We start from the raw sequence: 25,689 nt of genomic DNA, 5'->3' as shown, positions 1-25,689 counted from the left end.
AAAAGTTTCCCGCCAGAATGCAAAAAGACAGAAGGATTGACCCATGCCCTCCAAGCGCAGCCCCGTCGAGGATCTCGATCATCTGGATCGCCGGATTCTCTCTGCGCTTTGCGAGAACGGCCGCTTGACGACGAGTGCGCTGGCGGAGCAGGTCGGGCTCTCGAGTTCTCCATGCTGGACCAGAGTGAAGCGCCTGGAGGAAAACGGAGCGATCGAGAAATATGTCGCGGTGCTCAATCACGCCAATCTCGGATACAATAACATCGCCTTCGTCGAGATCACGCTGGACAAGCATGACGACAAGGTGCTCGATCGCTTCGGTACCGCCCTGTCGCGGATTCCGGAGGTGATGGAGGCCTACCTGGTGACCGGCGATTACGACTATCTCATCAAGGTCGTCGTGCGAGACACCGATCACTACGAGCGCTTCCTGCGACAGTCGTTGTACAGGATACCGGGTATTCGGCAGTCGCGAACGACATTCGGCCTGCGCACCCTGAAGCGCCAGATTTCGATCGATCCCTCCAAGGCCGGTCCGCCGTAAGCGCGGCTGTTTCGAACGGCCCCTGAGGGGCGGGCTCCCGCGAACGGGAGCCCGACGAAAGATGCTCGTGGCGCCGCGCGCCTAAGCCAGGAGCATTCGGTTCGACGCCACGCCAGCTCCCGTGTTCGAGCGGAAGCCAGCGGAGCATCAGAACGCGGTCTTCTTGCCGATGATGCCGACATAGCTCGATCGCACCAGGGCGCCCCATCGCCCATCCTTCTTGACGATCACATAGAAGGAATCGGCCGACAATATCGGCTTGTCGTTGGCGTCATAGCGCGTGAACCGCGTGATGAAGTGCAGCTTGTCGTCGGATTTTTGCACGAGCTTGCGATACGTCCATGCCGAACGCGCCCAGGTCGAGGCCTGCGCCAACTGCTTCGCGTCGTTCGATTGCGCATATTCTTCCGGCGTGTTCCAGATCTGAACCTGGCCGGCGGCGATCCGGATGTGCGGATAATGGACCGTCTTGGCCCAGGCTTCCGCGTCTCGCGAGTTGAACGCCTTCATGAACTCGTCGAGATAGGAGCATCCCTGCTTCAAGAGTTCGTCGTTTCCGGGATTCAGGCACTCATCGTCGGCCTGAGTTTGAGCGAGCGCAACGGTGCTCATGCCAAAGAACACACCCGCGAGCGCGAGCAGTCTACGAAATTTCATACTTTACCTCCCTGTCAGGTGAAATCGGCTCTGTTTCGTTGTGATTGGTCGAGGCGCCGATCGCGTTTCGATCTTCAAGTAGGCGAAGCGCCGAGGCAATGCCGGCGAAGCGCAGTATTTCTGACGGGGGTGTCAGTTTTTCTCAACGGCCGAGATCTCGACGACACTGCCGGTGTGAGCGTCAAAATGTCGGAGGATCAGAAAAACGAAACAGGGGGTCAGAAAAAGCGCCTTGCATGAGGCGGGGAGACCTCGCTCATCTTGCCCACCAAGAAGAGCCTATTGCAGGCGGGGAAACAACGATGATCGCGAGCAGTCAATCCTGCGCGAGGGCTCGGCCCGGTCGCGCCTCCGAAGCCGGAAACGGTTGACCGGAACATGAGCCGCTCGGAGCATCTGGTGCGTGGAATTCCATCGTTCAGGCTGACGCAGGAGGAGGTCATCTTCTGCATCACGCTCGTCCTGATCGCGGCTTTCTCGATCTTCCTGCCCAGGTTTCTCACCGCCGGGAACATCCTCACGCTGCTGAACAACGTCGCGACGCTCGGCATCCTTGCGGTCGGCATGGCGCTGGTCGTCGTCGGGCGCGGCATCGACCTGACCATGATCGCGGTGATGGTGATCGGCGTTGCGTTCAGCATCTGGCTGTCGACCACCGGCCTGCCGTTTGGCTGGGCACTGGTGGTTGGCGGGCTGCTCGTCATTCTTGTCGGCGTCGGCACCGGAACGCTTGTCGCGGTGGCGGACGTGCCGCCGATCTTTGCGACCCTCGGCCTCGCATCGGTGGTCTACGGCGCGGGGCGAATCGTCTTCAAGTCGGACGTGGTCTATGCTCCGACGGGGCACGGCTGGTTCACGTTCCTCGGAACAGGGACGATCGCCGGCGTTCCCGTCTCGGTCTGCGTGGCGGCGGTGCTGGCTGGACTCGTGGCCCTGTTCCTGCGGAAGACCCGCTTCGGGCGGTTCATCTACGCGACCGGCGACAATCCTTTCGCCGCGCGCACCATGGGATTGCCGGCCCGGCCGGTCATCATCTCGCAATATGCCGCCAGCGCCCTGATTGCGTTTCTGTCGGGCATCCTGATGTGCGCGGTGGTCTCCGGCATCAACACGCGCCTGTACAACTCGACGCTGATCTACGATGTGCTTCTCGTCGTCGTGCTTGGTGGCATTGGCCTCAGCGGCGGGCAGGGAGGTGTCCGCAACGTGATCGTGGGAACGATCCTCGTCGGCGTTCTCACCAACGGCATGACGATCCTCAACATCAGCTTCACGGCCCAGAACCTCATCAAGGGCGTGATCCTGCTCGGTGCTCTGGCGATCGATGCGCTGCTCAATCCGCGCGACGAACAGACCTCGCAGAGTGGCGATATCTAGGGCGAACGCCTCAAGCGATTACAAAACGGGAGGACATCATGGTTTCAGTTCTGCGAAAATTGCTGTTGACCGGCCTCGTGCTCGGGGGCCTTGCAGCGGCAGCGCCGGGCATCGGCGCCGAGGTGCAGCAGGTCGGCAGAGAGGCATATCTGAAGGCCCTCAAGGGCAAGAAGGTGATCTTCGTTCCGATCTCCCAGGGCTTCGACCTCAACCAGGCCTGGGTGACGGTATGGCAGCGGCATGCTCAACGCTATGGCTTTACGCTCGAAGTTCGCGATCCCAACATGAACACGGAGGCGGGCATTCGCGCACTGACCGGCGCGATCGCCGAGAAACCCGATCTGCTGATTGTGCAGAATCCGGACGTGCAGACTTATGCGCGCCAGTTGAAGCAGGCTCAGGAGGCTGGAATTCCGGTGCTTCAGGTCAACATGCAGTCGGCGACCCAGACGGATTCCTACGTGGGCAACGATTGGATCGAGATGGGCCGGCTCGAGATGGGCGAACTCGCCAAGGCGTGCGCCAAGGGCAAGGGCCCGTCCACCAAGGTCGTCTGGCTCGCCGGCGTGGAGACCGGCGCGGCCAACATCTACATGCGCCAGGGCATCAACGAGGTGCTGGCCGCCAATCCCGACCTTCAGCTCGTCTCCGATCAGGCCGCCAATTACGACTCCGACAAGGCGCGCCAGATCAATGCGACGGTTCTCCAGCAGCATCCCGATCTCTGCGGCGTGATGGGCATCTGGGACAACGCCGAGGTAGGCGCCGGAGCAGCCGTGGCAGCCGCAGGCAAGACCGGGCAGGTCACGATCGTCACGAATGGCGCAGGAAGCCAGACCGGTTGCGACAGCATCAAGAAGGGGCTCCTGACCGTCGTCTACAACTTCCACGCCGACATCCAGGGCGAGATCGCGGCAGGCCAGATATCCGAGTTGCTGCAAGGCAACCGCAAGGCGGCTGCCGTCAAGGACGTGTTCTTCGGGCCGGTGACGCGGGTCGACAAGAACAATGCGACCGGCCGCAACTGCTGGACGCTCGACGAGCTCAAGTAAGAGGCATGTCGCGCTACGGCCCCAGGCCGGCGAGCGCAGGGAATGAGCGAGATGAGTTTTTCGACCGATATCGTTCGCTGGCGGTACAAGCTCCTCCCCGATCACGTGATCGGGGAGGTCCTCACCAAGAAGTGGGTCGACAGCGCCATCCCGTTCCTGGCGCTGGCGCTGCTCGTGTTCGGTCTGGGGCCGTTCGTTCCGCACTTCTTCGAATGGACCACGCTCGGAAACCTCGCGCGCCAGTTTGCGGAGTTTGGGCTGATCGTTCTCGGCCTCACGATCGTGATGATGTCGGGCGGAATCGATCTGTCCGTCGGCTCGGTTTTCGCGCTGTCCGTGCTGATGTCCCTGATCGGCATGAATGTCGAGGGATGGAGCGCTGGTACTGGTCTCATTGCCACACTGGCTGTCGGAGCCTCATGCGGTGCTTTGAACGGGCTGCTTGTCGGCTATGTCAGGATGCGGGCGTTCCTCACGACACTGGTCACCCTCATCATCTTCCGATCGTTGTTCGAGATCGTCTTTCCCGAGTTCTCGACGGCGATTGTGACCAACATGTCCGACTCCGCCGCGTTTGAATATCTCGGCACCGCGAATATCGGGCTGGCGCCGGTCTCCTTCCTGATCACGGCCGCCATCGCAATCGGCGTTCACGTGGTGCTCTCGCGCACACGGTATGGCTGGCATCTACTCGCCGTCGGTGGGGCGCGCCGTTCGGCCTACAATGCCGGCATCAATGTTCGCTGGACGATCTTCAGCGCCTATGTTTGCTGCAGCACCCTCGTCGCCCTGTCCGGATTCCTGTTCGCAAGCCGGATCGGAAGCGCGGCGTCGGACGTCGGGGCGGGACTCGAGCTGCAGGCGCTCACGGCCACTGTGCTGGGCGGCATCTCGCTTGGTGGTGGGCGGGGCACGGTCTCCAAGGCGATCATGGGGGCCGTTTTCGTGCTGCTCCTGTCGAACAGCTTCCTCGCGCTCGCGATCTCCGGCCCCGGGGCCGACCTCGTGCTGGGTCTGATCCTTGTCGCCGCCGTCTTCCTTGACGTGCGCTGGGTCAAGAACCGCCACAAGCTGCTGCGGAGCGTCTACATTTCCCCGGCCTATGCCCGCATGCCCGACCCCATCCCGACGGACCTGGGCGCCGGCGCCATGGCACCGAACGACAGGCTGCGCGACGTCGGCGTCATCGGCCTTGGCATTCTGGAGGGAGCCGAGGACGTCATCTTCGATCGTCACGACAACCTCTACACAGGCAGCCGTCACGGCGACATCGCGCGCTGGCTTCCGCCCGACTATCAGCGCTGGGAGGTGCTGGCGCATATCGGCGGCTCGCCGCTGGGGATGGCGCTCGATCGCCAGGGACATCTCAACATCTGCGTCGCGGGAATGGGCCTCTATCAGGTTGAGATGAACGGCACGGTGCGCCGGCTGACCGCGGAGACGAACCGGAGCCTGCTGTCGATCATCGACGATTCCAACATGAAGCTCGCGGACGATCTCGACATCGCGCCCGATGGCACGATCTATTTCAGCGAGGCGACGACGCGATTCGAGATGCACGACTGGTATTCGGACGCGCTCGAGAGTCGCGGCAACGGCCGTATCATCCGCTACGACCCGAAGACCAGAAGGACCCGAACCGTTCTGAAGAACCTGGTGTTTCCGAACGGCATCTGCATGTCCTACGACAACGAATCCCTGCTCTTCGCGGAAAGCTGGGCTTGCCGGATCAGTCGGTACTATTTCGATGGACCGAAGAAGGGCGAGGTGGAGGTCGTCATTCCGAACCTTCCCGGTTACCCCGACAACATCAATCGCGCGTCCGACGGGTGCTCTGGCTGGCCTTGATGGGGATGCGTACACCGGCGCTCGACCTGTCGCTCGAGATGCCGGGCTTCCGCAAGAGGATGTCGCGGCGGTGCTCCGAAGATGCCTGGCTGATGCCGAATTTGAACACCGGTTGTGTTCTCAAGTTCAACGAGCGCGGCGAGATCCTCGAAAGCTATTGGGATCAGGGCGGTCAGAAGCATCCCATGATCACCTCGATGCGCGAGCACAAGGGCGTGCTTTATCTCTGCGGAATCTTCAACAACAGGATGGGGACATACCGGCTGGAGGGAGCCGACCCCGCGTTCTGCGGTGTGGACAGCTATTGGGGCCACCGCTCGTGAAATGGATCGACAAAGTGCTGGGGCGCCGCGAAGGCGCGGTCACGGTGCCAGTGCTCGACGGCCCGTTCCTGTCGAACCAGAAGCTCGAGGCCGCGCCGGTCCTCTGCCAGGTCGATCAGGTCGACAACCTCGTGGCTCTCGGTGCCAACCTCTTTGCCTCGAGCGGCTCCGGGCTGCTCCGTCTGCGGCCGACCTCATCCTCAGGTCCGGAGACAATGGCAAGGTTCGATGCCCCGATCTCGGCGATGGCTGGACTCGGGGATGCGCTGGCGATCGGGCTGGACCGCAAGGGACTCATCGTACGGGGCGGTCGCTTCGACGGCAAGGTGGTTCAGCCTTCTGGTGACGTCCTGCATTGCCCGACCGCGATCGCGTGGCTGGACGAGTCGACGCTCGCCGTGTGCAACGGGTCGAAACATGTCGGTGCACTCGACTGGCGGCGTGCGCTGATGACGAAGGATCTTTCCGGCTCAGTCGTCGTCGTCGATCTCGTCAAGGACCGGGTTACGATCGCAGCGACCGGATTGGGGTGGCCATCCGGATTGGCGGCATCAGACGGACAGGTGTTCGTCTCCGAGTGTCTGCGTCACCGCGTCCTTGCGCTGGCGCTTCCGGCTGGAAAGCCCGTTGAGCTTGTCACCGGCCTGCCTGGCTATCCCGCACGCCTGACGCGCGCGGCTGCCGGTGGCATTTGGCTTTCCTTCTATTCTGTGCGCAACCAGCTCGTGGAGTTCATCCTGCGCGAGGATGAATACAGGACCCGTATGGTCAACGAGCTGCCGGAAGAGCACTGGGTGGCCCCGTCACTCTATTCAGGACGCAGCTTCAAGGAGCCGATGCAGGGAAGCCAGCTGAAGCAGATGGGCATCCTGAAGCCCTATTCGGTCACGCGGTCTTATGGGCTGATAGCGTATTGCGACGCGAGCATGACGCCCATCGGATCCTTCCACTCCCGCGCGGACGGCACGCGGCATGGTGTCGTGGCGGCCGCCGAATGCGCAGGCGCGCTCTACCTCGCCAGCCGCGGTTCGAACTCGGTCCTGGAAATCCGCGATCCGGCGACGGCCCTCTCGGAGTAATCGCATGCAGCCCATTCTGGAAATCCGCAACGGAACGAAGCTGTTTGGAAGGATCCCCGCCTTCCAGGAAGTCGATTTCGCCGTTTCGCCGGGAGAGGTTCACGCCATTCTCGGCGAGAACGGTGCCGGCAAGTCGACGCTGACGAAGGTTCTTGCCGGCGTCTACAAGCTCACGTCCGGAGAGATGCTCCTGAACGGGACGCCGGTGCATTTGTCGACGCCTGCCGAAGGCCTGAAGCAGGGTGTTGTCATGGTCTACCAGGAGACCAATCTCGTGCCGTCGATGACGGTGGCGCAGAACATCTACCTAGGCGAGGAGAAGGTGTTCAATAGGCTGCGGGGACTCTACATCCAGGCCCGACAATTCCTGGCTGGCATGGGATTCCAGGTCGATCCCACGGCACAGGTCTCGCAGCTCGGAGCGGCGCAAAAGCAGATGGTGGAGATCGCGCGCGCCGTTCATCACAAGGCGAAGGTGATCATCTTTGACGAACCGACGGCGACGCTCACGCCGGAGGAGAAGCGGCACTTCTTCAACCTGATCCGGCGTCTTGTGGCCGACAAGGTCGCGATCATCTTCATTTCGCACGCGCTTGAAGAGGCGATGCAGTTGGCCGATCGCATTACAATTCTCCGGGACGGGCGGCTTGTCGCATCGGATGTCAAGGAGACGTTCACGCGCGATACGGTCATCCAGGCAATGGTCGGACGAAACCTGACCGAGACGTTGCATGGCGACCACGGCCGCCCGCCCAGGCCGTATGGTGAACGGGTGCTCAGCGTGGAGAATTTGTCTTCGGGCACGATGGTCCGCAACACGTCATTCTCTATCTTCGCAGGACAGGTGACGGGTGTCTTCGGGCTGATCGGCGCCGGTCGCACCGAAATGATGAAGGTGGTCGCTGGCGTGTTGAAGCGGGACATCTTCCATGGTGGCGAGATCAAGTATCGCGGCAAATCGGTCCGCTACCGGGTTCCGCGGATGGCGGTCCGCGAGGGCATCGTCTACGTCACGGAAGACCGCAAGTTCGACGGTTTTTTCGAGACAATGACGGTGGCCGAGAACCTGCATCTGGGCGAGCTCTCGCGCTTCTCGAACCCGCTGTCCGTGATCTCGATGACACAGGCGAAGGAGCTGGCGCGACAATGGGCCGGGCGGCTTCAGCTTCGGTCGATCAATGAAAAGGCCAGGGTGATCGAACTCTCCGGCGGCAACCAGCAGAAGGTCGTCATCGCGCGGTCGCTCATCCAGAAGCCCAGGCTGATCATCTTCGACGAGCCGACCCGCGGTGTCGACGTCGGCGCCATCGTCGAGATCCACCAGTTCATCAATAGCCTGGCTGACGACGGTCTCGCCGTGGTCGTGATCTCCTCCTACCTGCCCGAGGTCCTGGCACTCTCGGACCGCATCCTGGTCGCAAAGCGGGGCAAGATCGTCGAAGAGATCAAGACAGCCGAGGCAACCGAGCAGCAGATCATGTACGCCGCCGTCCACTAGACGGCCTGCCACAGCATATGCCGGCTGTCCCAACACGATCATGTGGGGCACGACACCGGCGACCGGACATGCAAGAGATGAACGAGGTCACCGTGACGAGGGTCGGAATTATCGGCGTAGGCCTGATGGGCCACGGCATCGCGAAGAACGTCCTGGCGCGGGGCCGCTTCCCCCTGGCGTTTCTCGATCACCCGGGCAACCAGCCCGTCGACGATCTCGTCGGACTCGGTGCCACAGCCTGCAAGACTCCTGCTGACGTAGCGGAAGCATCGGACATCATCATCCTCTGCGTCACCGGTTCGCCCCAGGTCGAGGCGGTTCTCACCGGTGACGCGGGCGCCTTGTCCCGGCTGCGCAAGGGAACCATCATCGTCGATTGTTCGACCGCATTGCCGGAATCGACATTGCGGATGGCCGCGGCCGTCCGCGCCGCCGGCGGGGCCTTCCTCGATGCGCCCATGACCCGCACGGCGAAGCATGCGGAAGATGGGGCGCTGAACCTTCTGGTTGGAGGCGACGAAACAGATTTTCAGAATGCCTGCGCGGTCCTCGCATCCTTCACCGAGCGGGTCGAAAGAGTTGGGCCGGTGAGCTTTGGTCATCGGCTCAAGCTGCTCCACAACTATGTGTCGATCGGGTTCATGGCGCTGCTCAGCGAAGCCGCCGCACAGGCGGCCGATGCGGGCGTCGATCCCGCGGTTTTCGTCGATGTCCTCGCCAAAGGAGGTGGGGCCGGCGCTGCGCTACAGCGTATGACGCCAGCCATCGTGACGGACGACGTCGGCACGGTCCCGTTCTTCATCGGCAATGCGTTGAAAGACATCGATTATTACCGGACCATGGCAAGCGCATCCGGCGCATCCAGGACGATCGCGGACGGCGTTGCCGGCGCGATCGCGGCAGTGGTCGAGAGCGGTCACGGCGAGGCGTACATACCGGAATTGGCGCGCTTCCTGCGGAAGCCGCACCCGGCCGCCTAGAGGCCCTGCCCGAGTCGAAGAATCACCGCTATGAAAGCGCGAAATCAGACAACGGCGAGGCATCCGTCCATCGCCTCTGTTGAGACAGGAGTACTACGATGACGAAAGCTGAGATCCGATTTCCGCTCGACGGCCGAGCCCGAAAGATGTTCGTCGATGGCGCGTGGGTGGAAGCCCGCTCGGGCAAGGTCTTCGAGACGCGCAATCCTGCGACCGGCGAAGTGATCGGTCGTGTCCCGCGCGGCGAGGCGGCCGACATCAGCGTCGCGGTCGCTGCGGCCCGACGCGCTTTCGTAGGACCGTGGAGCCGTTTCAAGCCGTTCGAGCGGCAGGCGCTGCTCCTGCGTATCGCCGACCTGTTCGAGAAGCACTGGGAGGAGATCAGCCAATCCGATACGGCCGATATGGGAATGCCGATCGCCCGGACGCGCGCAAACAAGCTTCGCGTGATCGGCATGCTGCGATACTACGCCGGCATGGCGACCGCGCTCCATGGGCAGACGGTAGATAATTCGCTTCCGGGGGACATCGTCTCGTTCACCCGGAAGGAGCCCATCGGCGTGGTTGGCGCCATCATCCCGTGGAATGCGCCGACGGCCGCATCGGTCTGGAAGATCGGGCCCGCGCTCGCGACCGGCTGCACGATCGTGCTCAAGCCGTCGGAAGAGGCGCCGCTGACGCCGCTGCTGATCGCGGATCTGATGAACGAGGCCGGCGTGCCGCCCGGCGTCGTCAACGTGGTGACCGGAACCGGGGTGGAGGCCGGCGCACCGCTGGCCGAGCATCCCGATGTCGACAAGATCGTCTTCACCGGCTCCACCGCGACCGGCCAGGCGATCATCCGGGCTTCGGCCGGAAACCTCAAGCGGGTGTCTCTCGAGCTTGGCGGAAAGTCACCGGTCATCGTCTGCGCCGACGCTGATCTCGACAAGGCCGTGCCGATCGCCGCGATGGCCGCATTCGCCAATTCGGGTCAGATCTGCATCGCCGGCTCGCGCCTGTTCGTGGAGCGTAAAATCCATGATGAATTGGTCGAGCGGCTCGGGAAGTTCGCCTCGGCCCTGAAGATCGGCGATGGCGCGGATCCGACGACGGAGATCGGACCTCTCGTTTCCCAGCGACAGCTCGACAAGGTCGAGGGCTTCCTGCAAAGCGGGCGCGAGGAGGGCGCGAAGGTGGTGGCCGGCGGCCGGCGCGTGAGGGAGGGGAATCTTGCGAAGGGTAACTTCGTCGAGCCGACCGTGTTCGCCGGCGTCTCCGATGATATGCAGATCGCCCGTGACGAAATCTTCGGGCCGGTTATTTCCGCACTGCCGTTCGACACCCTCGATGAGGCAGTGGAAAGAGCCAATGCGACGCCGTACGGGCTCGCGGCAGGTGTCTTCACGCGCGACGTGAGCAAGGCCCACGTCATCTCTCGCAGCCTCCGCGCAGGGTCGGTGTGGGTGAACACCTACCACGCGCTGGATCCCGCCATGCCATTCGGCGGCTACAAGATGAGCGGATATGGCCGCGAGGGCGGCACCGAGCATCTCGACGAATATCTGCACACGAAGGGTGTCTGGATCAAGCTGGACTGACCTTGAGACGATGCGATCGCATGCGTGCCTGCCGTGCGCAATCTGAGGCAACCACAGATGCAATTCACCGAGCGAGTATCATGAAAGACACTTACACAATTGCTGTCGTGCATGGCGACGGCATCGGCCCTGAAGTGGCGCGTGCGGCGGTCGCGGTGCTGCAGGCCGGCGTCCAGGCCGGCACGCTGCGGTTCGTGGACTATCCCGCGGGCGCCGATCATTTCCTGAAGACGGGGGACTCGTTCCCGGCAGCCTCGTTCGAGGGCTGCAGGACGGCCGACGCCATTCTGCACGGTGCGGCCGGCATTCCCGGCGTGGTCCATCCTGACGGGACCGAAGCCGGGCTCGACTTCACGTTGACGCTCCGCTTCAAGCTCGACCTTTTTGCCAATGTACGGCCGATCAAACTCTACAAGGGCGTTCCGTCGCCCCTGGGGCGGCCGGGTCCGATCGATTACGTCATCGTCAGGGAGAACAGCGAAGGACTCTATGCCGCGCGCGGCGCGGGTGCGCTACTGAGGGAAGAAGTGGCTGTCGATACCCTCGTCCAGACCCGGAAGGGCGTCGAGCGCATCGTACGGTTCGCGTTCGAGCTGGCCAGAACGCGCAACGGCTCGCCGAAGGACGGACGACGCCGCGTGACCTGCTGCGACAAGGCCAATGTGCTGCGGACCTACGCGTTCTTCCGTGCCGTGTTCGACGAGGTGGCGAAGGAATATCCCGACATCGAGGCCGAGCACGTCCTAGTTGACGCGATGACGGTTCATCTCGTCAACAAGCCCACTCATTTCGACGTCATCGTTACCGAGAACATGTTCGGCGACATCATTTCCGATCTCGGTGCGGCGACCGTCGGCGGCATGGGCATGGCTCCATCGGAAGAGGTCGGTGACGGGATCGGTTTCTTCCAGGCCTCGCACGGCTCGGCGCCCGACATCGCGGGAAAGGGACTCGCCAATCCCTATGGAACCATCCTGGCATCGATCCTGATGCTGAGGCGTCTGGATCAGCGCCATCGCGATAGCCGGCTGAAGCTTGGGGCCGACAGGATCGAAGCTGCGGTGTGCGCCGGGCTGGAGGACCCCGCATTGAGGACCCGCGACATCGGCGGCGTCGCGCCGACCAATCAGGTCGTGGATGCTCTGCTGAAACGGCTTTGATGCGCCGGGCTCAGCGGAGCTGGGCAAGGCTGGTTCGTATCAAGGTAATCAGCCGTTCGGTGTTGGGGCGGAGGATCGGCCCGCGCGCGGTGATCAGGCCGACCTGACGGAGCCCGACATGGTTGGAGATCGGCACCATGCGAAATTGCTGCACTCCGGCCTGCACCAGCGCGACCCGGGGCACGATTGCAATGCCGAGCCCGGACGCCGCAAGGGCCATTGCCGTCGTGGCCTGCTGGACCTCGAACGGGACATCGAGATGGATTCCGAGTGTCTCCAGCGTGTCATCGATCAATCCCCGGACAGCAGTCGATTTCGACAGCATGATCGTGGGCTTGTCGACGAGGTCGGCAAAGCAGACGCTCGATTGTCCCTCGTCGAAGACGGGCGGCACGCAAGCATAGAGCGGATCCTCGAGGATCGGCTCGAACTCGAAATCCTCCATGCCAGGAATCTGCGGACCAACTCCGAATTCGACATCCCGCCGTCGCAGCAGTTCAAGCATGGGCCCGGTCGGCAACTCCATGAGTTGCACCTGGGTGTTCGGATGACGGATCTTGAAAGTCGCCAGGATGTTCGGAAGCCAGCCAGTCGCAAGCGTCGGGACGCAGGCCATCTGAATGTGGCGGCTGCGCGACTGAGCTGCTTCCGTCAGCAAATCGAGCCCTGACTGGACCTCCTGCAGCGCACGCTTGGCCTGTTCGAACAGGATCCGGCCCTCGGGCGTCAGCAGGACCTTCTGCGGCGTTCTGCGAAAGAGCTGGACGCCGATCTGCTCCTCCAGCCCGCGGACCTGCATGCTCACCGCGGACGGAGACCGGTTCGATTCCTGTGCGGCTTTCCTGAAGCTTTCGTGCTCCGCCGCGAGCAGGAAGGTATGGAGAAGCTTGAGATTGATGTTCGACAACGGCTGCTACCTTGTTCGGCGTCTATGCGGTTTATCGCAGGAGGACGAGGGTTCCTCTCTTTGCCCGGAATGGGTCCACCCGCAATATCCAGTGCTGATTGGCAGGCACGCGCACGAAGAAATCTGCAGCCAAGTTGCGGTGCAGCAAGACTCCGGCCGGCCGGGCAAAAGCAGCGTTGTGATCGCGCGGCAGACGCCCATTCTCGGCCGGATAAGCTCCAGTCTGAGGCAGGCAAGCCATTGATTGCTCTCAACCCGTCGCAATCTCTTAATCAGCGGGTCCGAGGTTCGAGCCCTGGTGCGCCCACCAAATCGGCGGCTTAACGGGGGGAACCGTTTGAGCAGCTGATTTCTCGGACGGTCTTTTCCGATATCGGGCCCTGACGATGTGTAAGGCTACCCCGCGCAATAGCTTGAGGTCCTGCATCAAAGTGACTGCGCTGGCGGTGACGTGATCTTACCGCGCGGACGATTTCACCCGCCGGAGAGGGCGATCCGGACCTTGACGGATTGGAGCGAGAGTCCCCGTTTTTCAATCGGTAAGAAGGCAGGTGATCTTCAAGTCCATACCGGAGACGCCATCCATCAATCCGACCGTGGATGGTCGGTTCGCGCATCAATCGCGACCACATAGTCTGCGTGAAGAGTAAGCGGAGCCTTCGATCCGTCGAGAACCACACGGAGACTCTTCGGATAGTATCCAACGCCAATCACCCTCCCGGTCTTTCCAGCCAGGCGAGGGCCAGCCGTGGGCTTTACCTGAATACGCGACCCCGATGGAAATCTGGGGTTGGTTTGGGCCGGTCCTGACATGGTTGGCCTACGGCTTGACGTAGGTCCAGCCCATCTCCTGCAATTCCATCACGCGCACGACGCCCGACTTCACGACCTCCGCCTGCCGAACAATCGGTATGTCCTTGCTCTCGGCCTTCTGCATTTTCTCCTGGGTGTTGCCGCAGGCCTTGAACGAAACCTCGGGCGTGCTCAGGGCCATCTCCTCGATGCGCGTCTTTACCGGCGAGGTGTCTTCACGCAGCATGTGCAGGCCGGGCCCGAACGTGACGACCTCGATCTTCACCTTCTCGCCAGCGTCCTTGTAGTATTGCGCCACATTGGTCGCGTTGTTGAGCGCGAGATTCATCGCTGCGGGGTCGTTGGTATTCACCTGCAGGATCAAATGATGTTCTCTTTTCTTTGCTGCGGCCGAATCCTCCATGCGGGCAAACGCGGATTGCTTCCGCGTCGCCGTCGCCGTCGTCGGCTTCGCCACGTGTTGCCTCGCATGGCCCGCCTTGTGCGGGACGGGTTGCCCGTCCGCCGGCGTCCAGTACTTTCCGCCCTGCTCCGCGGCCGAAAACGATGCGGAAACCAGAACGGCGATCGCTGCCATCACGACCGATTTGGCGATATGTTGAAATCTGATCATTATCCGCCTCCATCGAAGAAAATCATATGCACACCATCAACGATTTGGTGTCGCGATCGCGCGCGGCCATTTGCACGCCGCGGCGATCTTCGCACGCGCCGCATCCAGCCCGGCGAGGGAGAACGTCCCGTCACGGGCAGCGCCGCCCCGTGGTGAGAGCAGGACAATAAGGTCCCCGCTGCCTGGAAGCGACTGCAGTAAGCGAACGACGTCCCCGGTGAACGCGACGCCGGGACCGAATGCCGGGACGGCTGCCGCAACCTGCACCGCCGGATTGTCATTGACGCGATAGGAAATTGCATCGTCACCGCCTCCGCGGGAGATGCCGGGTCCAGCGAGTGCCAGCTCCGTCCGGCCGCCGCGGCAGCGGATCGATAATTGCATCGCGGACTCGCCGGTCCCGCTGCGCGACGATGTCGTAGCGGTCGCGATCGGTGAATAGTCGATGGGGGAGGTTGTCTGGCTGACGATCCAGTCGTCTTCGGGCGTCGGGCGATTCTGAGGCGCGATGGTACGCGTCATTCTATTCAGACACGCCAGGCGCTCCGCGTGGTCCTTCTGAAGGCAGGAACGGAGCTGCGTCATGGGATCCTGGGCCAACGCAATGCCTCCTGTAGCCCCGAGCACAATAAGAAGAAGGACCGCGGCGCGTTTCATTGCGATGCTTGTGTTGCGCGGGGCTGGCGATCCAGCCACAGCTGCGCCGCAGGGACGCGCGTGAGACCCGGAACCGTCGCAGCAAGGTTGATGGATTTCCACTTCGGATCGAAGCCGGGCCCCTGCAATCTGTCGATCCGGGAGAACAGGTGATCGATGAAGCGCGCGACGCGCTCAGAGCGGTTCGAGTTGGCCGGCCAATTGAAGGCGACCAGAGCGGTCGGCACGGCGATCGTTGAAACCCGTTCGCCCGGCTTGATCAGATTGGGATAGTCGGTCCCATCGAGGGCGGCGGGAAGATAGTAGTCCTCGAACTTGCTCTCGTAGGGGAGGGGCAGGAACTTGAAACCTGGCTCCCAACGGCCCCGCACGAAAGCATCCACCGGCTTCGAAGTAATGAAGACGACGGCGGCCATCTCGCCCTTGCGCATCTGCTCGAGCGCGACCTGATGTGGAATGAACGTCTTCTCGACCTCGAGATTGAGGCGACTGAAGATCAGCGGCCCCGAATACGCCGCAGCGGTGCCCAGCGTATTGAAGTTGACTTTCTTGCCGGCGAGATCGTTCAAGGTTCGAATCTCGGGTCGAACGAAGATATGCAGCTCGGACGGAAACAGATTGAGGACATACGCAATTCGTCGCTGGATGTCCGGCACCTGGATCTTGTATTCCTCGAGCGCGTCGGAATTGATGATCGCCGCGTCGATGCCGCGCAAATAGAGCAGGGAATTAAGGTTTTCCGCGGCGCCACGAGTGACAACCGGCAGAACATGCAGGTTATCTCCATCGTCGACCACACGGGCGATCTCCGCCGCCAGGCGGATCGGCGCGCCCTCGAGGAGACCTCCGGCCAGGCCGATCGTCCAGGCGTTCATGGAGATCACCTGAGGCCTTGGCTGCGGCGGCTCGGGCCGTGCCAGACGAATCTTGTGAGGTCGAGTATCTTGCGGCCGCGCATCCGCCCAAGGTTGAATCGCCAGCAGCAATGGTGCGAACGACGCGATCAGGAGCAGCCGACGCAATCCTGTAAGCCTTTTCATCGACCAACTCCTCTAAACATGCTGCATCCGTGTCGGCGCTTTCGATCCTTGATTGCGCGTGGCCGGTTTGGAAAATCGCCGCACAAGACCGTGTTATCGACGCAGGGCTTCGAAGCGCGCTTTCGCCTCCTTGATTCCGCCGGCTTCGGCCCGCGCATAGAGATCTCGCGCCCTGGTCGCGTCCCCGTGAGTTCCATACGTTCCAAGACTGGGTAGGATCAGCGGATCGTAGGTTTCAGCGAGTACGAAGATTGCCTGCGCACTGCCCATCCCGGCGACGTGCTCCAGCACGATCCGCGCTGCGCCGATGTCTCCCTGTTCGAGCAGCAAGCTCGCGCGCGCGATCAGCCTCGCGACTTGCACTGCTTCGTCAGGATTGACCCGGGCGTCGCCTGGGCTGCGCGCCACTATGGCCTGATCTTGGACTTGCTTATCCTGGGCTGGCTTCTCCTGGACCGGCTGATCCTGGATTTGTCGCGCCGGCGCTGCGAACGGCTCACGCATGGCCTTTCCGGTCGTCGCCGGCTGAGACGCGGGCGAGGGATGTTTCGCCACAAAGGCGCCGTTGTCGAGACGCGCCAATGCGATCTCCGTCTCCAGTCCTTCGGCCCGCTCGCGCTCACGCTGCAACAAGCCGCGCAGCTCGGCCGAGTCTCGCTCTCCGGCCTGCTTGATCCGTAGGACTTCCTCGCTCGCCTTGGACGCTCGCTCGGTCTGCGCGTCGAGATCGCGGCCTGCTTTCGCGAGATCCCGGGCCAGCTGCTCGGCCCGCTCGCGCTCCCGTTGCAGCGATTGCCCCAAGGAGGCGACTTCGCTCGCTTCAGTCTGCTTGTGCTGTGCCGCTTCCTCGCTGGCTTTGGCCGCTTGAGCTTCGTATGCGTAGATCTTGCTGCGTGCCATCGAGAGATCCTGCGCCAGCGCATCGGCTCTCTCGTGCTCCTTCTGGATCGATCGTATCTGCTCCGCGGCGCCGGCTTTTGCGGCCTGCGTCAGCCTGACGACCTCGTCGCTCGCTTTTGCCGCCAGGGCGGTCTGCGCATCGATATCGCGTTGCGCGGCCTCAAGCGCCTGCTCCAGCCGGCCGGTCCGATCCCGCTCCTGTTGCAGGAATTTCTGCAATTCCACCGCATCGCCCCCTGCTGCCGCTTTGAGCCGGGACGGGCCCTCGCTGGGCTTCGCCAACAGCGCGGTTTGCGCCTGATATGCATAGATGGCGCTTCGCGTCAGGGAGAGATCTTGCGCAAGCGTGTCGGCCCTTTCGCGCTCCTTCTGCATCGATTGCCTCAAGTCTGCGGCGCTGGCCTCCGCCGCCCGACTTCGCTGCGACATTTCCTCTTTTGCCTCGTTTGCCTTTGCCACCAACGCAGTTTGGGACTCGACGTTTTGCCGCGCCGCTGTGAGATCCTGCTCCAACCGCGCTGTCCGCTGGCTCTCCTGTTGTAGGGCCTTCTGCAGCTCCACGGCTTGGCTCTCTTCTGCCTGTTTCAGCCGGGACGTTTCCTCACCTGCTTTCGTCGCCAGCGCAGTCTGGGTATCGGCATCGTGCCGCGCGGCTGCGAGATCCTGCTCCAACCGCGCTGTCCGCTGGCTCTCCTGTTGTAGGGCCTTCTGCAGCTCCACGGCTTGGCTCTCTCCTGCCTGTTTCAGCCGGGACGTTTCCTCATCTGCTTTCGTCGCCAGCGCAGTCTGGGTTTCGGCATCGTGCCGCGCGGCTGCGAGATCCCGCTCCAGCCGCGCTGTTCGCTCGCTCTCCTGTTGCAGGGCCTTCTGCAGCTCGACGGCTTGGCTCTCTCCCGCCTGTTTCAGCCGGGACGTTTCCTCACCCGCTTTCGTCGCCAGCGCAGTCTGCGTTTCGACATTGCGCAGCGCGGCTGCGAGATCCTGCTCCAGCCGTACCGACCGCTCGCGCTCCTCCTGCAGCGATGCCTGCAACTCAGCCGGGCCACTCTCGCCCGCTCGATTCGGCCGGGAAGCTTCCTTCAGGCGGGAAGCCTCCTCGACGGCCTTCGCCACCAACGCCTTTTGCGTTTCGACCTCGCGCCGCGCAGCGTCAAGATCCTGCGCGAGCCAGTCGGCCCGGTCGCGCTCCTGCTCGAAATGTTGCAGCAGCGCAATGTCGCGCCTTGCAAAGGCAAGTTCGCAAGACAGTGACTCTGCCCAGTCGCGTTGCTGCTCCGGAGGTTGCTGCAGGGCTCCTGTGTGGGGAGTCGTCGCTTGCGCAATCTGTATCGATTTGTCGCTTCCGCCTGAGGGCGGCGGCCAGGTCTTGAACTCGTCAGAACCGCGATCGCGGGCAGTCGTCGCCTGCTGCGTGTCTGCGAGGTGCCGCGCCTGACGCGGGGAAGCGTCCGTTTCCGAGGCCCATGTCATAGCGAGCATGACCGCTGCCATGCACAGGGGCGCACGTTCTCGCCGCGTGAGGGAGATCTTCACCACTTTCCCGTTGAACATGACCCTGCGACTCATCTGCAATCACCTGTCGCGTGGCGGTACGATTTCCCCCTGATGCATCATTATGCCCAGCATCCTTACGCGAATCATATAGCTCGGATGGAGGACCCTCCCCACCACTTTCGGGTTAGGCCACAGATTGTGCCCGATCATCGAAGCCGTGAATTGTTCAAAGGCCTCTCCCGTGTATCTGTGTTTCGCGAATGGAACTGATCGCCAACGAACGGTGGCGGGCCCGCCGTCTTCGCCAATGAGCGGCTCCAGTGAGCTCGAGCCTGGGACCGCCCATTCCGGGCCTGCCTCTATCGCGACCGGATAGGGGCGCGGGCAAGCACTGCTGGTTGCTACAGCCTTCGGCCGAAGCAAACGCGTCGACAATTCCTACGTGCAACCACAATCAACCGCGCTAGAACTCTCGTTTCTGCTGCTTGAAGAACGGGAGCAGCTTCTCGAAAATCTCATCCCGATGCCGGTCGATTTCGCGGTTGAGTGCGTCACTAAAGCCAGGCGCATGGGTATGGATTGTTTCCCGGTCTGCCGAGACTTTCGTCGGCGTTCCGCCGAGATCTACCCAACCGCTCAGGGCTTTGCCGTCCCATTCAATGGTCTGCGTGCGGCTAATCGACAAGCTGGCCTCCGAGTAGCGTCTTCCTGGGTCGCCATTGCATTGCCCTTGACCCTGAGGAAACCAGCTATTGTTGCCAAGAGGGAGCCGTCAGAACAACTACCATGGGTGGGTACTCCCTATGCATGGCAGCCTGTGCCAAGCGCTATTTGAAAATATACGTCGAGCGTCCAATGATGTTCTGCACGCGGCGTACGAAGAATATTCGCTGAATCGTTATGAGTATTGAAGTTGCCGTTTGCGGTGGGTGGAGGGATCATGCTCTTGATATCGAGTCTCGGAAATGAAGGGCCCCGGCTGGGGCTTCCAATCGGGGCGCTTTAATGGTTCGTACCGCTCTTCGGCTTGTTGCGTGGCTGCTCACGGCCATCGTCACTTTCGTAACGCTTGGACCTGAGGGCGTTCGGCCTCACCCTGTTCTCGGGCAGCAAGGCGATCACGCGCTCGCCTTTCTTCTGGTCGGGATTCTCTTTGCCCTAGCCTATCCGCAGCGGCGCTGGACTGTTTCAGCGATCGCCGTTGTCCTGATCGGCCTGCTTGAGATTATGCAACTATGGGCGCCGGGACGGCATGCGAGGCTTGAGGATTTTGTGGTCGATGCGCTCTCGGCGTGCGTCGGCTTCGCGCTGTCCGCCGCGGCCGCCCGGATGATGGCGCATGTTGACGAAGATCCCGATCCGTTGACACGCGAACGTCCTTAATGAGCAGACTGATTTGCCTCACCCAGAGCTTCTTGCGCATCACGTACCACGCGCGGAATCGTTAAAGCGCCGTGAGCCGCAACGGCGCACGTCAGCCCCCGCGACAGTGAGGCGGTGTTACCGCTGTTTCTGCCGCCTTCGCCGAGGAGATAGTTACATGGAAGCGAAGTCCTGGGACTCCGGCAGGGGGCGCGACGCGCTAAGTCGGTGATGCGCGGGCGGCCGTCGCAGGCCAAGGATGATGAAACCGCGCGTGATAGCCTTGTGACGCCGAGTCTACCGACTTCGTGGGCCTGGGTGAGTTATCTGCGGGTGAGGGATTGATCATCGGAAGCAGGGCATTCGGGCTGCTCCTGCACGATTTCTGCGGGACGTCCGCGAATTGCCTATACGGCCGCTTCGACACACGAGGTCAGCGCAATGGCGCGCAGGCAGGCCGATGCGCATCCGTGGGGGCGCCGCGTAGTTGATCTATTGCTCCACCCTCCTCGATTCTACCGCCAGCGCCGGCCCCATCGGCCGCTTCCTCATCCCGGGCAGGTCGCTCTCGACGGAAGCGCGTACCGGCGCGAAGTTCGCAGTCGAACCGCAATGGAAATTGTCGGTGGGGATGACCGAGGCGAACGTGCAACGCTCAATTCAGCTCAGTGCATTGGCGCGCGGACACTCCGCCGCCGCCTGGAACGGTGCTGCGGTTCGTCGAATTTGAGCTCGGCAACCAGTCGCCAAAGCTGAACCTCGCGACCATCCGCCAACCGCCCGGCCCGCTTGGTTGCGGACGCGTCGTCAGGGCAGTGAAGGTTGACCACGCTACCCAATTGGCCGTGTTCGTCCAGAACGTACGCACGATAGTGTGGCATCGCAAATCCCCACGCGCGACTGCATCTTACCTGCAGGCTCGTTCTGCGGTGAGGAGATTTTGGGTCATTTCGAGCTACCTCTGATGGGGCGGCGCGCACGCTGCAGCGCCTCGATCCGAGCTCCACTCATGCGGTCAGACCCTCCGGTGTACGTTCCAACACCTCGGGCGCGCACGCTCAGGCATGACGACGGAGATGCCTGGACCGCTCCCGCGCCCTCGGAAGCTCGCCGCCCTGATAGCCGTTGGGGTTCTGCAATTGCCACCGCCAATGGTCCGCACACATCTGCTCCAACGATCGCGTCGATGCCCAGCCCAACGCGTCCTTCGCAACGGTCGGGTCGGCATAGCAGGCGGCGACATCACCGGCCCGGCGCTCCCCGATTTCATAGGGGATTGATCGTCCGCTCACCGATTCAAACGTGCGGACGATGTCCAGAACGCTGCTGCCGTTGCCCGTTCCAAGATTGACCGTGATTAGACCGGGTTGCCTGAGCTGGCGCAAGGCACTCAAATGCCCGGATGCGAGATCGACCACGTGAATGAAGTCGCGGATTCCGGTGCCATCCGGCGTGTCATAGTCGTTTCCCCAGATCCGCAGCTTCTCCCGCCGTCCAATCGCCACCTGCGCCACGAACGGCACCAGGTTGCTGGGAACGCCCAGCGGGTCTTCCCCGACGAGCCCGCTTTCGTGCGCGCCAACCGGATTGAAGTAGCGAAGATTGCCGATCCGCCAACCGTCGTGGGACCTGCAGAGATCCTTCAGCATCTCTTCGATGACGAGCTTTGTGCGGCCGTACGGATTGGTCGGACCGAGGGGATGCTTCTCGTCAAGCGGCAGGTATTGAGGCATCCCGTAGACGGTCGCCGACGAGCTGAAGACGAGCGTCGTTACATTCGCCCTCTCCATGGCCGACAGCAGGCGCATCGTTCCCAGGACGTTGTTCTCGTAATACATCATGGGCCGTACATTGGAATCGCCCACCGCCTTCAGTCCTGCGAGGTGAATGACCGCAGTCACTCCGCAGGTACGAAGCATGTCGTAGATCAGCTCTTCATTCCGGATATCTGCATGCCGAAAGACGAGCGATCGCCCGCAGATGGATTGGACGCGCTCAAGCGAGGCCTTGTTGCTGTTGGAAAGATTATCGACGACGACGACGTCGAACCCGGCGTCCAGCAATGCGATACAGACGTGCGACCCGATGTAGCCGGCACCTCCGGTCACCAAGATCATTTCGGACACCTTTCGCTTTCGCTCAACCGGCCTCCGTGCACCGTGGACACTACTCTACTGGCAAGTCGCGCCGCCGGGAGCGGCGATTTTGGGCTTTAAGAACTACCTCTGATGGGCATTCAGGCATATCGCCCTGAACGACGATCGCCGGCATCGGGTTTATCCCGCTGGTATCGCGGCGGCGGCATGATCCAAATCGCTGCCAAATTGCGGGCCGTCGAAGCGCGGTCTGCATCTGCGAGGCGTCGCGCTTGACCCGCGACAGTTTCGAGGCGGTCAGTAAGGGAGCTCTTCCAATCCCGTGGCCTACCGATGCAGGCTGACTAGTTTCATTTCCGCTGGAACGAGAGCGCGTCGCCCGTGTTACGGTGCGGGGTCACGCCGCGCGTGGCCTCATCATCTGCTGCCGGTCGCAACGATTCAGCTGCTGGCACGTCGATGCGGCCCGTCGCCGCTGGGGTGTTTAAATTGCTTAGCTTCTTTCGGGGAGGGGCCTCAAGACCATCCTCGTAACGCAGGGTGACCTCTATGGCATCACCGGGCTGCAACTCGGTGTCTTCGTTCGCAGTAATCCGTTCCGGCCCTCCTTCGCCTTTCCGGATGATGGCGATGCCCGGCTTGCTGCCGCCTCCTCCAGCGAGCTGGGTTCGAACCATTGCAGTATACTGAAGCTTCTCACCGACGCTCTGTAGCCTCTCGCGAATTTGGTTGAGCTTCAAGCTCGCGTTCTGTAGCTCGCGGAATAGGTCGAGGCGCCGTTGATCATCGAGCTTTGTCAGCTTTCTGACGAGTTCGTCCTGCTGCTTCTTGACCTGCATCAGTTGCGCGGAAGTCTGCAGCTTCCTGGTTGAGGACAACAACACCGCGCGACGCGCATCTGTAACGCGAGGGCTGGTCAAGTTTCCCCTGGCGAATAAATCCTGCGCCTTTTGCAGCTCTTCCAGGTCTGACTGAAATCCCTCTTCCTCTCTCTTCTGTTGCTCAGACAGTACGCGTACCTCCTCGTCTCCTTGTCGGACTCCCCGCTCGAGATACGACCTCTCCTGCTGATGATCATTCTCCTTGATCTTAAGGTATTCCGTTTCTGCGTGTACGATTTCTGAGATCGCCGACCGAGCCACGGGAACGTCCGTCAGTGCGCCCGGGCTAAGCTGAGTGGCCTCTCCGAGTTCGCTCTTGATGCGCCACATATGCGCCTGTTCCTTGGCGAACTCGGTCCAAAGGGATCCATATTCGCTTCGCAGGTCGGCTGACTCGAGATAGGGGTTGTTCATCTTGATGCGCATGATGTCGTAGCCGCCCGCGATGGCGACAAGCTGGCGCGCAGTCATGGACGGTCGATAGGTGTATTCCCCCGGCTTCGAAATGTCTCCGTTTATGTAAACCGGCCTATACTCGGCGACCGACGTCGTGATCCCGTCTCCGTCTATGACGACGATAACCTCGCGGCCATCTGGTGTCCTCTGTCGAAAGACCTTGCTTGTCAGTGCAGCGCCGATCTTGGCTCGAATCTGCTGCACGGGGAGGCCCGCTACTTGGAGCAGCCCGACCAGCGGCAAGGAAATATTGCCATCCATCTGGACAGGAGCCCGATGTCGTAGCTCGGGGACGCCCGCGACCGTAACCTCAAGGACATCTCCAACGCTCACTCGATACTCGGCCTTCGCATGAGCCGAAAACATCAGACTGGCCGCGATCAGGCTCCATCTGATGCATTGATTGCGCCTCCTGCTAAACATTGCGTCACTGAAACGATTGCGCGGTGTGGAGCTCGGCATGGCAGCAAACTCTCCATACGGACGTGGTCATCCAACGAGGTCGTTCAAATCGATCTATGGCGACGACGCGGCACCACCACCGTCGGGGCAATCGCTTCAAAGGGCGGTCTGGAAACTGACGCTCGTTTCCTCGGTGCGCTGGGCCGCTCATTGCCTCGTCTTGGATTGATCTGTCCGCACAATTTAGTCCCGCGCCGCCCCCGCTCAATCGACCATCGTGGTTACTCCACTCTACCCACTTATTGCCAACGCCGGCCTGTAATCGAATGCTACTGTTTTTACCGGTCGGCGGACTGGGAGTTGCAGGTGAGTTACGCGTTTTTCAATTCGCCTGCTCCAGCGAAGCGCCAAGCGCATTTTGTCGCCGGAAGCAGGGCAGTTGCAGCGGGCACCGGTAAGAACCGCCTGGTTGCCTTACTCGTATTGGCGGCAAGTGCTGAACTTGTACTCGTAGCTATTGCCGCCTATTCCGCGGCTGTTCTCTATCATCGGCTGGTCCTGCTCGACCCTCCGGATGCTTCCAAGTACATCCAGCAATCAATCTTCATTTCTACGTTGCAGCTGCTCGTTTCCGTAGGGCTGCGCCAATATTCGCGGATCCAGACGCAGACCCGGCACGTGTTCCTATGGAGCGGCGCTAGCTCCGTCTTCTTCGTATTCTCCTTTTTCATTTCGACTATATTTCTTCTCAAGATCTCGGACGGCTTTTCGCGAGCCACCGTCATAGCCCAGGCGGCAAGCGTTCTTCTTGCAGTACTCTGCACGCGGACAGTGTTGTTCTCTCTTTTGCAGCCGGCCATTGCATCCGGGCTGATCGATGCCAGGCGCGTCATTCTTATCGGAGACCGGTCTCACTGTTCGGAGTTCTCTGCTCGCGTGTTCGTCAGCGGAATTAGGACAATTCGTTCGTTTGAATTCCCGACGGCTGGCCCGAGTTCTTCGGCAATGGTGTCCGCCGGCGGAGCTCTTCCTCAGGCGCACCAACTGGTCGCGGACTGCCGACCTCTCGGAGCGGACGACATTGTCATTCTAAGTTCGGAGTCCGATGTCCCGGCTGCCCTTGCGCTGGCTGGGGCTCTATCCGAGCTGCCGGTCGACGTTCACGTCGTCCCGGTCGGCGCTATCGATCTAATCGCCATGTCGCGGATCACCCAATTCGGCAACATGGTGACGATGCGGATATTCCAGTGTCCCCTCACTCAGTTCAACCGAGCAGTCAAGCGAGTGTTCGACATTGCGGCCTCTATCGCAGGACTCGTTTTGGCTATTCCCTTCTTCGTTATCATTCCTATCCTGATCAAGCTGGATTCCCGCGGGCCGGTGCTGTTTCGCCAGACGCGACATGGCTACAACAATGAGCCCATTCGCGTATTGAAATTCAGATCAATGGTCGTAATGGAAGATGGCGACAATTTCAGTCCTGCCGTCAGAAACGATCCACGTGTAACCCGAGTCGGCCGCTTCTTGCGCCGCAGCAATCTCGACGAACTTCCGCAGCTATTCAACGTGCTCATCGGCAACATGTCCCTCGTTGGACCCCGTCCGCACGCGACTTCGCAGAACGAGACGTTTGCCCGGCTCATTGCGTCGTTTTACCGTCGTCACAACGTCAAGCCCGGCATTACCGGCTGGGCTCAGGTCAATGGATATCGTGGCGACATCGACACACTTGAAAAGATGCGGCGGCGTGTTGAGCACGATCTCTTCTACATCGACAACTGGTCGCTTCTCTTCGACGTCAAGATCGTCATCCTGACCCTGTTCTCGAGAAAGGTGTATCGGAATGCATACTAGCTTTCACTAGTGGCCTTCAGCATTGTGTAGCGCACGGAGCGTGCAAATTGCCCGCCGCCATGCGTTCTTCTCGCGGATGGTGTTTCGCCTTGGGTAATGTCTAGCAGCGCAGGTAC

The 25,689-nt window shown here is 61.6% G+C and carries 22 protein-coding genes; 13 read left to right on the top strand and 9 right to left on the bottom strand.

The window, feature by feature from the left end:
* Positions 1-43: 43 nt before the first annotated feature.
* A complete protein-coding gene (locus BJA_RS32055; RefSeq protein ID WP_011089070.1) occupies positions 44-544 on the top strand; it encodes an Lrp/AsnC family transcriptional regulator in 501 nt (166 codons plus the stop codon).
* A 147-nt stretch (positions 545-691) separates the two neighbouring features.
* Here BJA_RS32055 and BJA_RS32050 read toward each other — a convergent pair whose 3' ends face one another.
* Positions 692-1,201, bottom strand: a complete 510-nt coding sequence (locus BJA_RS32050; RefSeq protein ID WP_011089069.1) for a hypothetical protein — start codon at positions 1,199-1,201, stop codon at positions 692-694.
* A gap of 378 nt (positions 1,202-1,579) precedes the next feature.
* On the opposite strand from BJA_RS32050, the gene BJA_RS32045 reads away from it, so the two are divergent.
* The 9 genes from BJA_RS32045 to BJA_RS32010 all read left to right on the top strand — a co-directional run bounded on the left by BJA_RS32045 (position 1,580) and on the right by BJA_RS32010 (position 12,098).
* On the top strand, positions 1,580-2,578 hold the full coding sequence (locus tag BJA_RS32045; protein ID WP_011089068.1) for an ABC transporter permease: 999 nt from the start codon (positions 1,580-1,582) through the stop codon (positions 2,576-2,578).
* Positions 2,579-2,616: 38 nt separating this feature from the next.
* Positions 2,617-3,630: a sugar ABC transporter substrate-binding protein gene (locus BJA_RS32040; RefSeq protein ID WP_011089067.1), complete on the top strand. Its 1,014-nt coding sequence runs from the start codon at positions 2,617-2,619 to the stop codon at positions 3,628-3,630.
* A 51-nt stretch (positions 3,631-3,681) separates the two neighbouring features.
* Positions 3,682-5,478 carry an ABC transporter permease gene (locus BJA_RS32035; RefSeq protein ID WP_338076385.1) on the top strand — a complete coding sequence of 599 codons (1,797 nt, stop codon included), beginning with the start codon at positions 3,682-3,684 and terminating at the stop codon, positions 5,476-5,478.
* Positions 5,478-5,801: a hypothetical protein gene (locus tag BJA_RS43905; RefSeq protein WP_338076384.1), complete on the top strand. Its 324-nt coding sequence runs from the start codon at positions 5,478-5,480 to the stop codon at positions 5,799-5,801. Before BJA_RS32035 ends, BJA_RS43905 begins: the two co-directional genes overlap by 1 nt.
* Complete coding sequence (locus BJA_RS32030; RefSeq protein ID WP_083860163.1) at positions 5,798-6,880, top strand: hypothetical protein; 1,083 nt, start codon at positions 5,798-5,800, stop codon at positions 6,878-6,880. The genes BJA_RS43905 and BJA_RS32030 overlap by 4 nt, the downstream gene beginning before the upstream one ends.
* 4 nt (positions 6,881-6,884) lie before the next feature.
* Positions 6,885-8,378 carry a sugar ABC transporter ATP-binding protein gene (locus BJA_RS32025; RefSeq protein WP_011089064.1) on the top strand — a complete coding sequence of 498 codons (1,494 nt, stop codon included), beginning with the start codon at positions 6,885-6,887 and terminating at the stop codon, positions 8,376-8,378.
* Between the two features lie 17 nt (positions 8,379-8,395).
* Complete coding sequence (locus tag BJA_RS32020; protein WP_338076383.1) at positions 8,396-9,358, top strand: NAD(P)-dependent oxidoreductase; 963 nt, start codon at positions 8,396-8,398, stop codon at positions 9,356-9,358.
* A 98-nt stretch (positions 9,359-9,456) separates the two neighbouring features.
* On the top strand, positions 9,457-10,938 hold the full coding sequence (locus BJA_RS32015; protein WP_011089062.1) for an aldehyde dehydrogenase family protein: 1,482 nt from the start codon (positions 9,457-9,459) through the stop codon (positions 10,936-10,938).
* An 80-nt stretch (positions 10,939-11,018) separates the two neighbouring features.
* Positions 11,019-12,098: an isocitrate/isopropylmalate dehydrogenase family protein gene (locus tag BJA_RS32010; protein WP_011089061.1), complete on the top strand. Its 1,080-nt coding sequence runs from the start codon at positions 11,019-11,021 to the stop codon at positions 12,096-12,098.
* A gap of 10 nt (positions 12,099-12,108) precedes the next feature.
* On the opposite strand, the gene BJA_RS32005 is transcribed toward BJA_RS32010, so the two are convergent.
* The 6 genes from BJA_RS32005 to BJA_RS31980 form a co-directional block, all read right to left on the bottom strand.
* A complete protein-coding gene (locus BJA_RS32005; protein ID WP_038967682.1) occupies positions 12,109-13,005 on the bottom strand; it encodes a LysR family transcriptional regulator in 897 nt (298 codons plus the stop codon).
* A gap of 820 nt (positions 13,006-13,825) precedes the next feature.
* Positions 13,826-14,431: a DsrE family protein gene (locus tag BJA_RS32000; RefSeq protein WP_011089058.1), complete on the bottom strand. Its 606-nt coding sequence runs from the start codon at positions 14,429-14,431 to the stop codon at positions 13,826-13,828.
* Positions 14,432-14,467: 36 nt separating this feature from the next.
* Entirely contained in the window at positions 14,468-15,031 is a 564-nt protein-coding gene (locus BJA_RS31995) for a hypothetical protein (protein ID WP_236842108.1), read from the bottom strand.
* Positions 15,032-15,084: 53 nt separating this feature from the next.
* Entirely contained in the window at positions 15,085-16,128 is a 1,044-nt protein-coding gene (locus BJA_RS31990; protein ID WP_011089056.1) for a TAXI family TRAP transporter solute-binding subunit, read from the bottom strand.
* A gap of 93 nt (positions 16,129-16,221) precedes the next feature.
* Positions 16,222-18,594, bottom strand: coding sequence for a hypothetical protein (locus tag BJA_RS31985; protein WP_011089055.1), 2,373 nt, complete (start codon positions 18,592-18,594; stop codon positions 16,222-16,224).
* A 391-nt stretch (positions 18,595-18,985) separates the two neighbouring features.
* Positions 18,986-19,207: a hypothetical protein gene (locus BJA_RS31980; protein ID WP_038967680.1), complete on the bottom strand. Its 222-nt coding sequence runs from the start codon at positions 19,205-19,207 to the stop codon at positions 18,986-18,988.
* Positions 19,208-19,527: 320 nt separating this feature from the next.
* Here BJA_RS31980 and BJA_RS31975 point away from each other — a divergent pair, with 320 nt between their 5' ends.
* On the top strand, positions 19,528-19,905 hold the full coding sequence (locus BJA_RS31975; RefSeq protein ID WP_011089053.1) for a VanZ family protein: 378 nt from the start codon (positions 19,528-19,530) through the stop codon (positions 19,903-19,905).
* Positions 19,906-20,371: 466 nt separating this feature from the next.
* Positions 20,372-20,614: a hypothetical protein gene (locus BJA_RS31970; RefSeq protein WP_133415028.1), complete on the top strand. Its 243-nt coding sequence runs from the start codon at positions 20,372-20,374 to the stop codon at positions 20,612-20,614.
* Positions 20,615-20,942: 328 nt separating this feature from the next.
* On the opposite strand, the gene galE is transcribed toward BJA_RS31970, so the two are convergent.
* Positions 20,943-22,001 (bottom strand): UDP-glucose 4-epimerase GalE, encoded by a 1,059-nt coding sequence (gene galE / locus BJA_RS31965; protein WP_038967679.1) that lies wholly within the window; start codon positions 21,999-22,001, stop codon positions 20,943-20,945.
* A gap of 329 nt (positions 22,002-22,330) precedes the next feature.
* Positions 22,331-23,779: a polysaccharide biosynthesis/export family protein gene (locus BJA_RS31960; protein ID WP_011089051.1), complete on the bottom strand. Its 1,449-nt coding sequence runs from the start codon at positions 23,777-23,779 to the stop codon at positions 22,331-22,333.
* 306 nt (positions 23,780-24,085) lie between these two features.
* Here BJA_RS31960 and BJA_RS31955 point away from each other — a divergent pair, with 306 nt between their 5' ends.
* Positions 24,086-25,573 (top strand): undecaprenyl-phosphate glucose phosphotransferase, encoded by a 1,488-nt coding sequence (locus tag BJA_RS31955; protein WP_038967692.1) that lies wholly within the window; start codon positions 24,086-24,088, stop codon positions 25,571-25,573.
* The last annotated feature ends 116 nt before the right edge of the window (positions 25,574-25,689 follow it).

It is taken from the genome of Bradyrhizobium diazoefficiens USDA 110, assembly GCF_000011365.1.
Classification (GTDB): Bacteria; Pseudomonadota; Alphaproteobacteria; order Rhizobiales; family Xanthobacteraceae; genus Bradyrhizobium; species Bradyrhizobium diazoefficiens.
The sequence above is the reverse complement of the archived record's forward strand: the minus strand, read 5'-3'. Positions and strand labels throughout refer to the sequence as shown.

Bases quoted from the DNA above. Each gene is read 5' to 3' on its own strand.
- BJA_RS32055 (WP_011089070.1), top strand. From the start codon at position 44: ATGCCCTCCAAGCGCAGCCCCGTCGAGGATCTCGATCATCTGGATCGC.
- BJA_RS32050 (WP_011089069.1), bottom strand. From the start codon at position 1,201: ATGAAATTTCGTAGACTGCTCGCGCTCGCGGGTGTGTTCTTTGGCATG.
- BJA_RS32045 (WP_011089068.1), top strand. From the start codon at position 1,580: ATGAGCCGCTCGGAGCATCTGGTGCGTGGAATTCCATCGTTCAGGCTG.
- BJA_RS32040 (WP_011089067.1), top strand. From the start codon at position 2,617: ATGGTTTCAGTTCTGCGAAAATTGCTGTTGACCGGCCTCGTGCTCGGG.
- BJA_RS32035 (WP_338076385.1), top strand. From the start codon at position 3,682: ATGAGTTTTTCGACCGATATCGTTCGCTGGCGGTACAAGCTCCTCCCC.
- BJA_RS43905 (WP_338076384.1), top strand. From the start codon at position 5,478: ATGGGGATGCGTACACCGGCGCTCGACCTGTCGCTCGAGATGCCGGGC.
- BJA_RS32025 (WP_011089064.1), top strand. From the start codon at position 6,885: ATGCAGCCCATTCTGGAAATCCGCAACGGAACGAAGCTGTTTGGAAGG.
- BJA_RS32020 (WP_338076383.1), top strand. From the start codon at position 8,396: ATGCCGGCTGTCCCAACACGATCATGTGGGGCACGACACCGGCGACCG.
- BJA_RS32015 (WP_011089062.1), top strand. From the start codon at position 9,457: ATGACGAAAGCTGAGATCCGATTTCCGCTCGACGGCCGAGCCCGAAAG.
- BJA_RS32010 (WP_011089061.1), top strand. From the start codon at position 11,019: ATGAAAGACACTTACACAATTGCTGTCGTGCATGGCGACGGCATCGGC.
- BJA_RS32000 (WP_011089058.1), bottom strand. From the start codon at position 14,431: ATGATCAGATTTCAACATATCGCCAAATCGGTCGTGATGGCAGCGATC.
- BJA_RS31990 (WP_011089056.1), bottom strand. From the start codon at position 16,128: ATGAAAAGGCTTACAGGATTGCGTCGGCTGCTCCTGATCGCGTCGTTC.
- BJA_RS31985 (WP_011089055.1), bottom strand. From the start codon at position 18,594: ATGAGTCGCAGGGTCATGTTCAACGGGAAAGTGGTGAAGATCTCCCTC.
- BJA_RS31975 (WP_011089053.1), top strand. From the start codon at position 19,528: ATGGTTCGTACCGCTCTTCGGCTTGTTGCGTGGCTGCTCACGGCCATC.
- galE (WP_038967679.1), bottom strand. From the start codon at position 22,001: ATGATCTTGGTGACCGGAGGTGCCGGCTACATCGGGTCGCACGTCTGT.
- BJA_RS31960 (WP_011089051.1), bottom strand. From the start codon at position 23,779: ATGCCGAGCTCCACACCGCGCAATCGTTTCAGTGACGCAATGTTTAGC.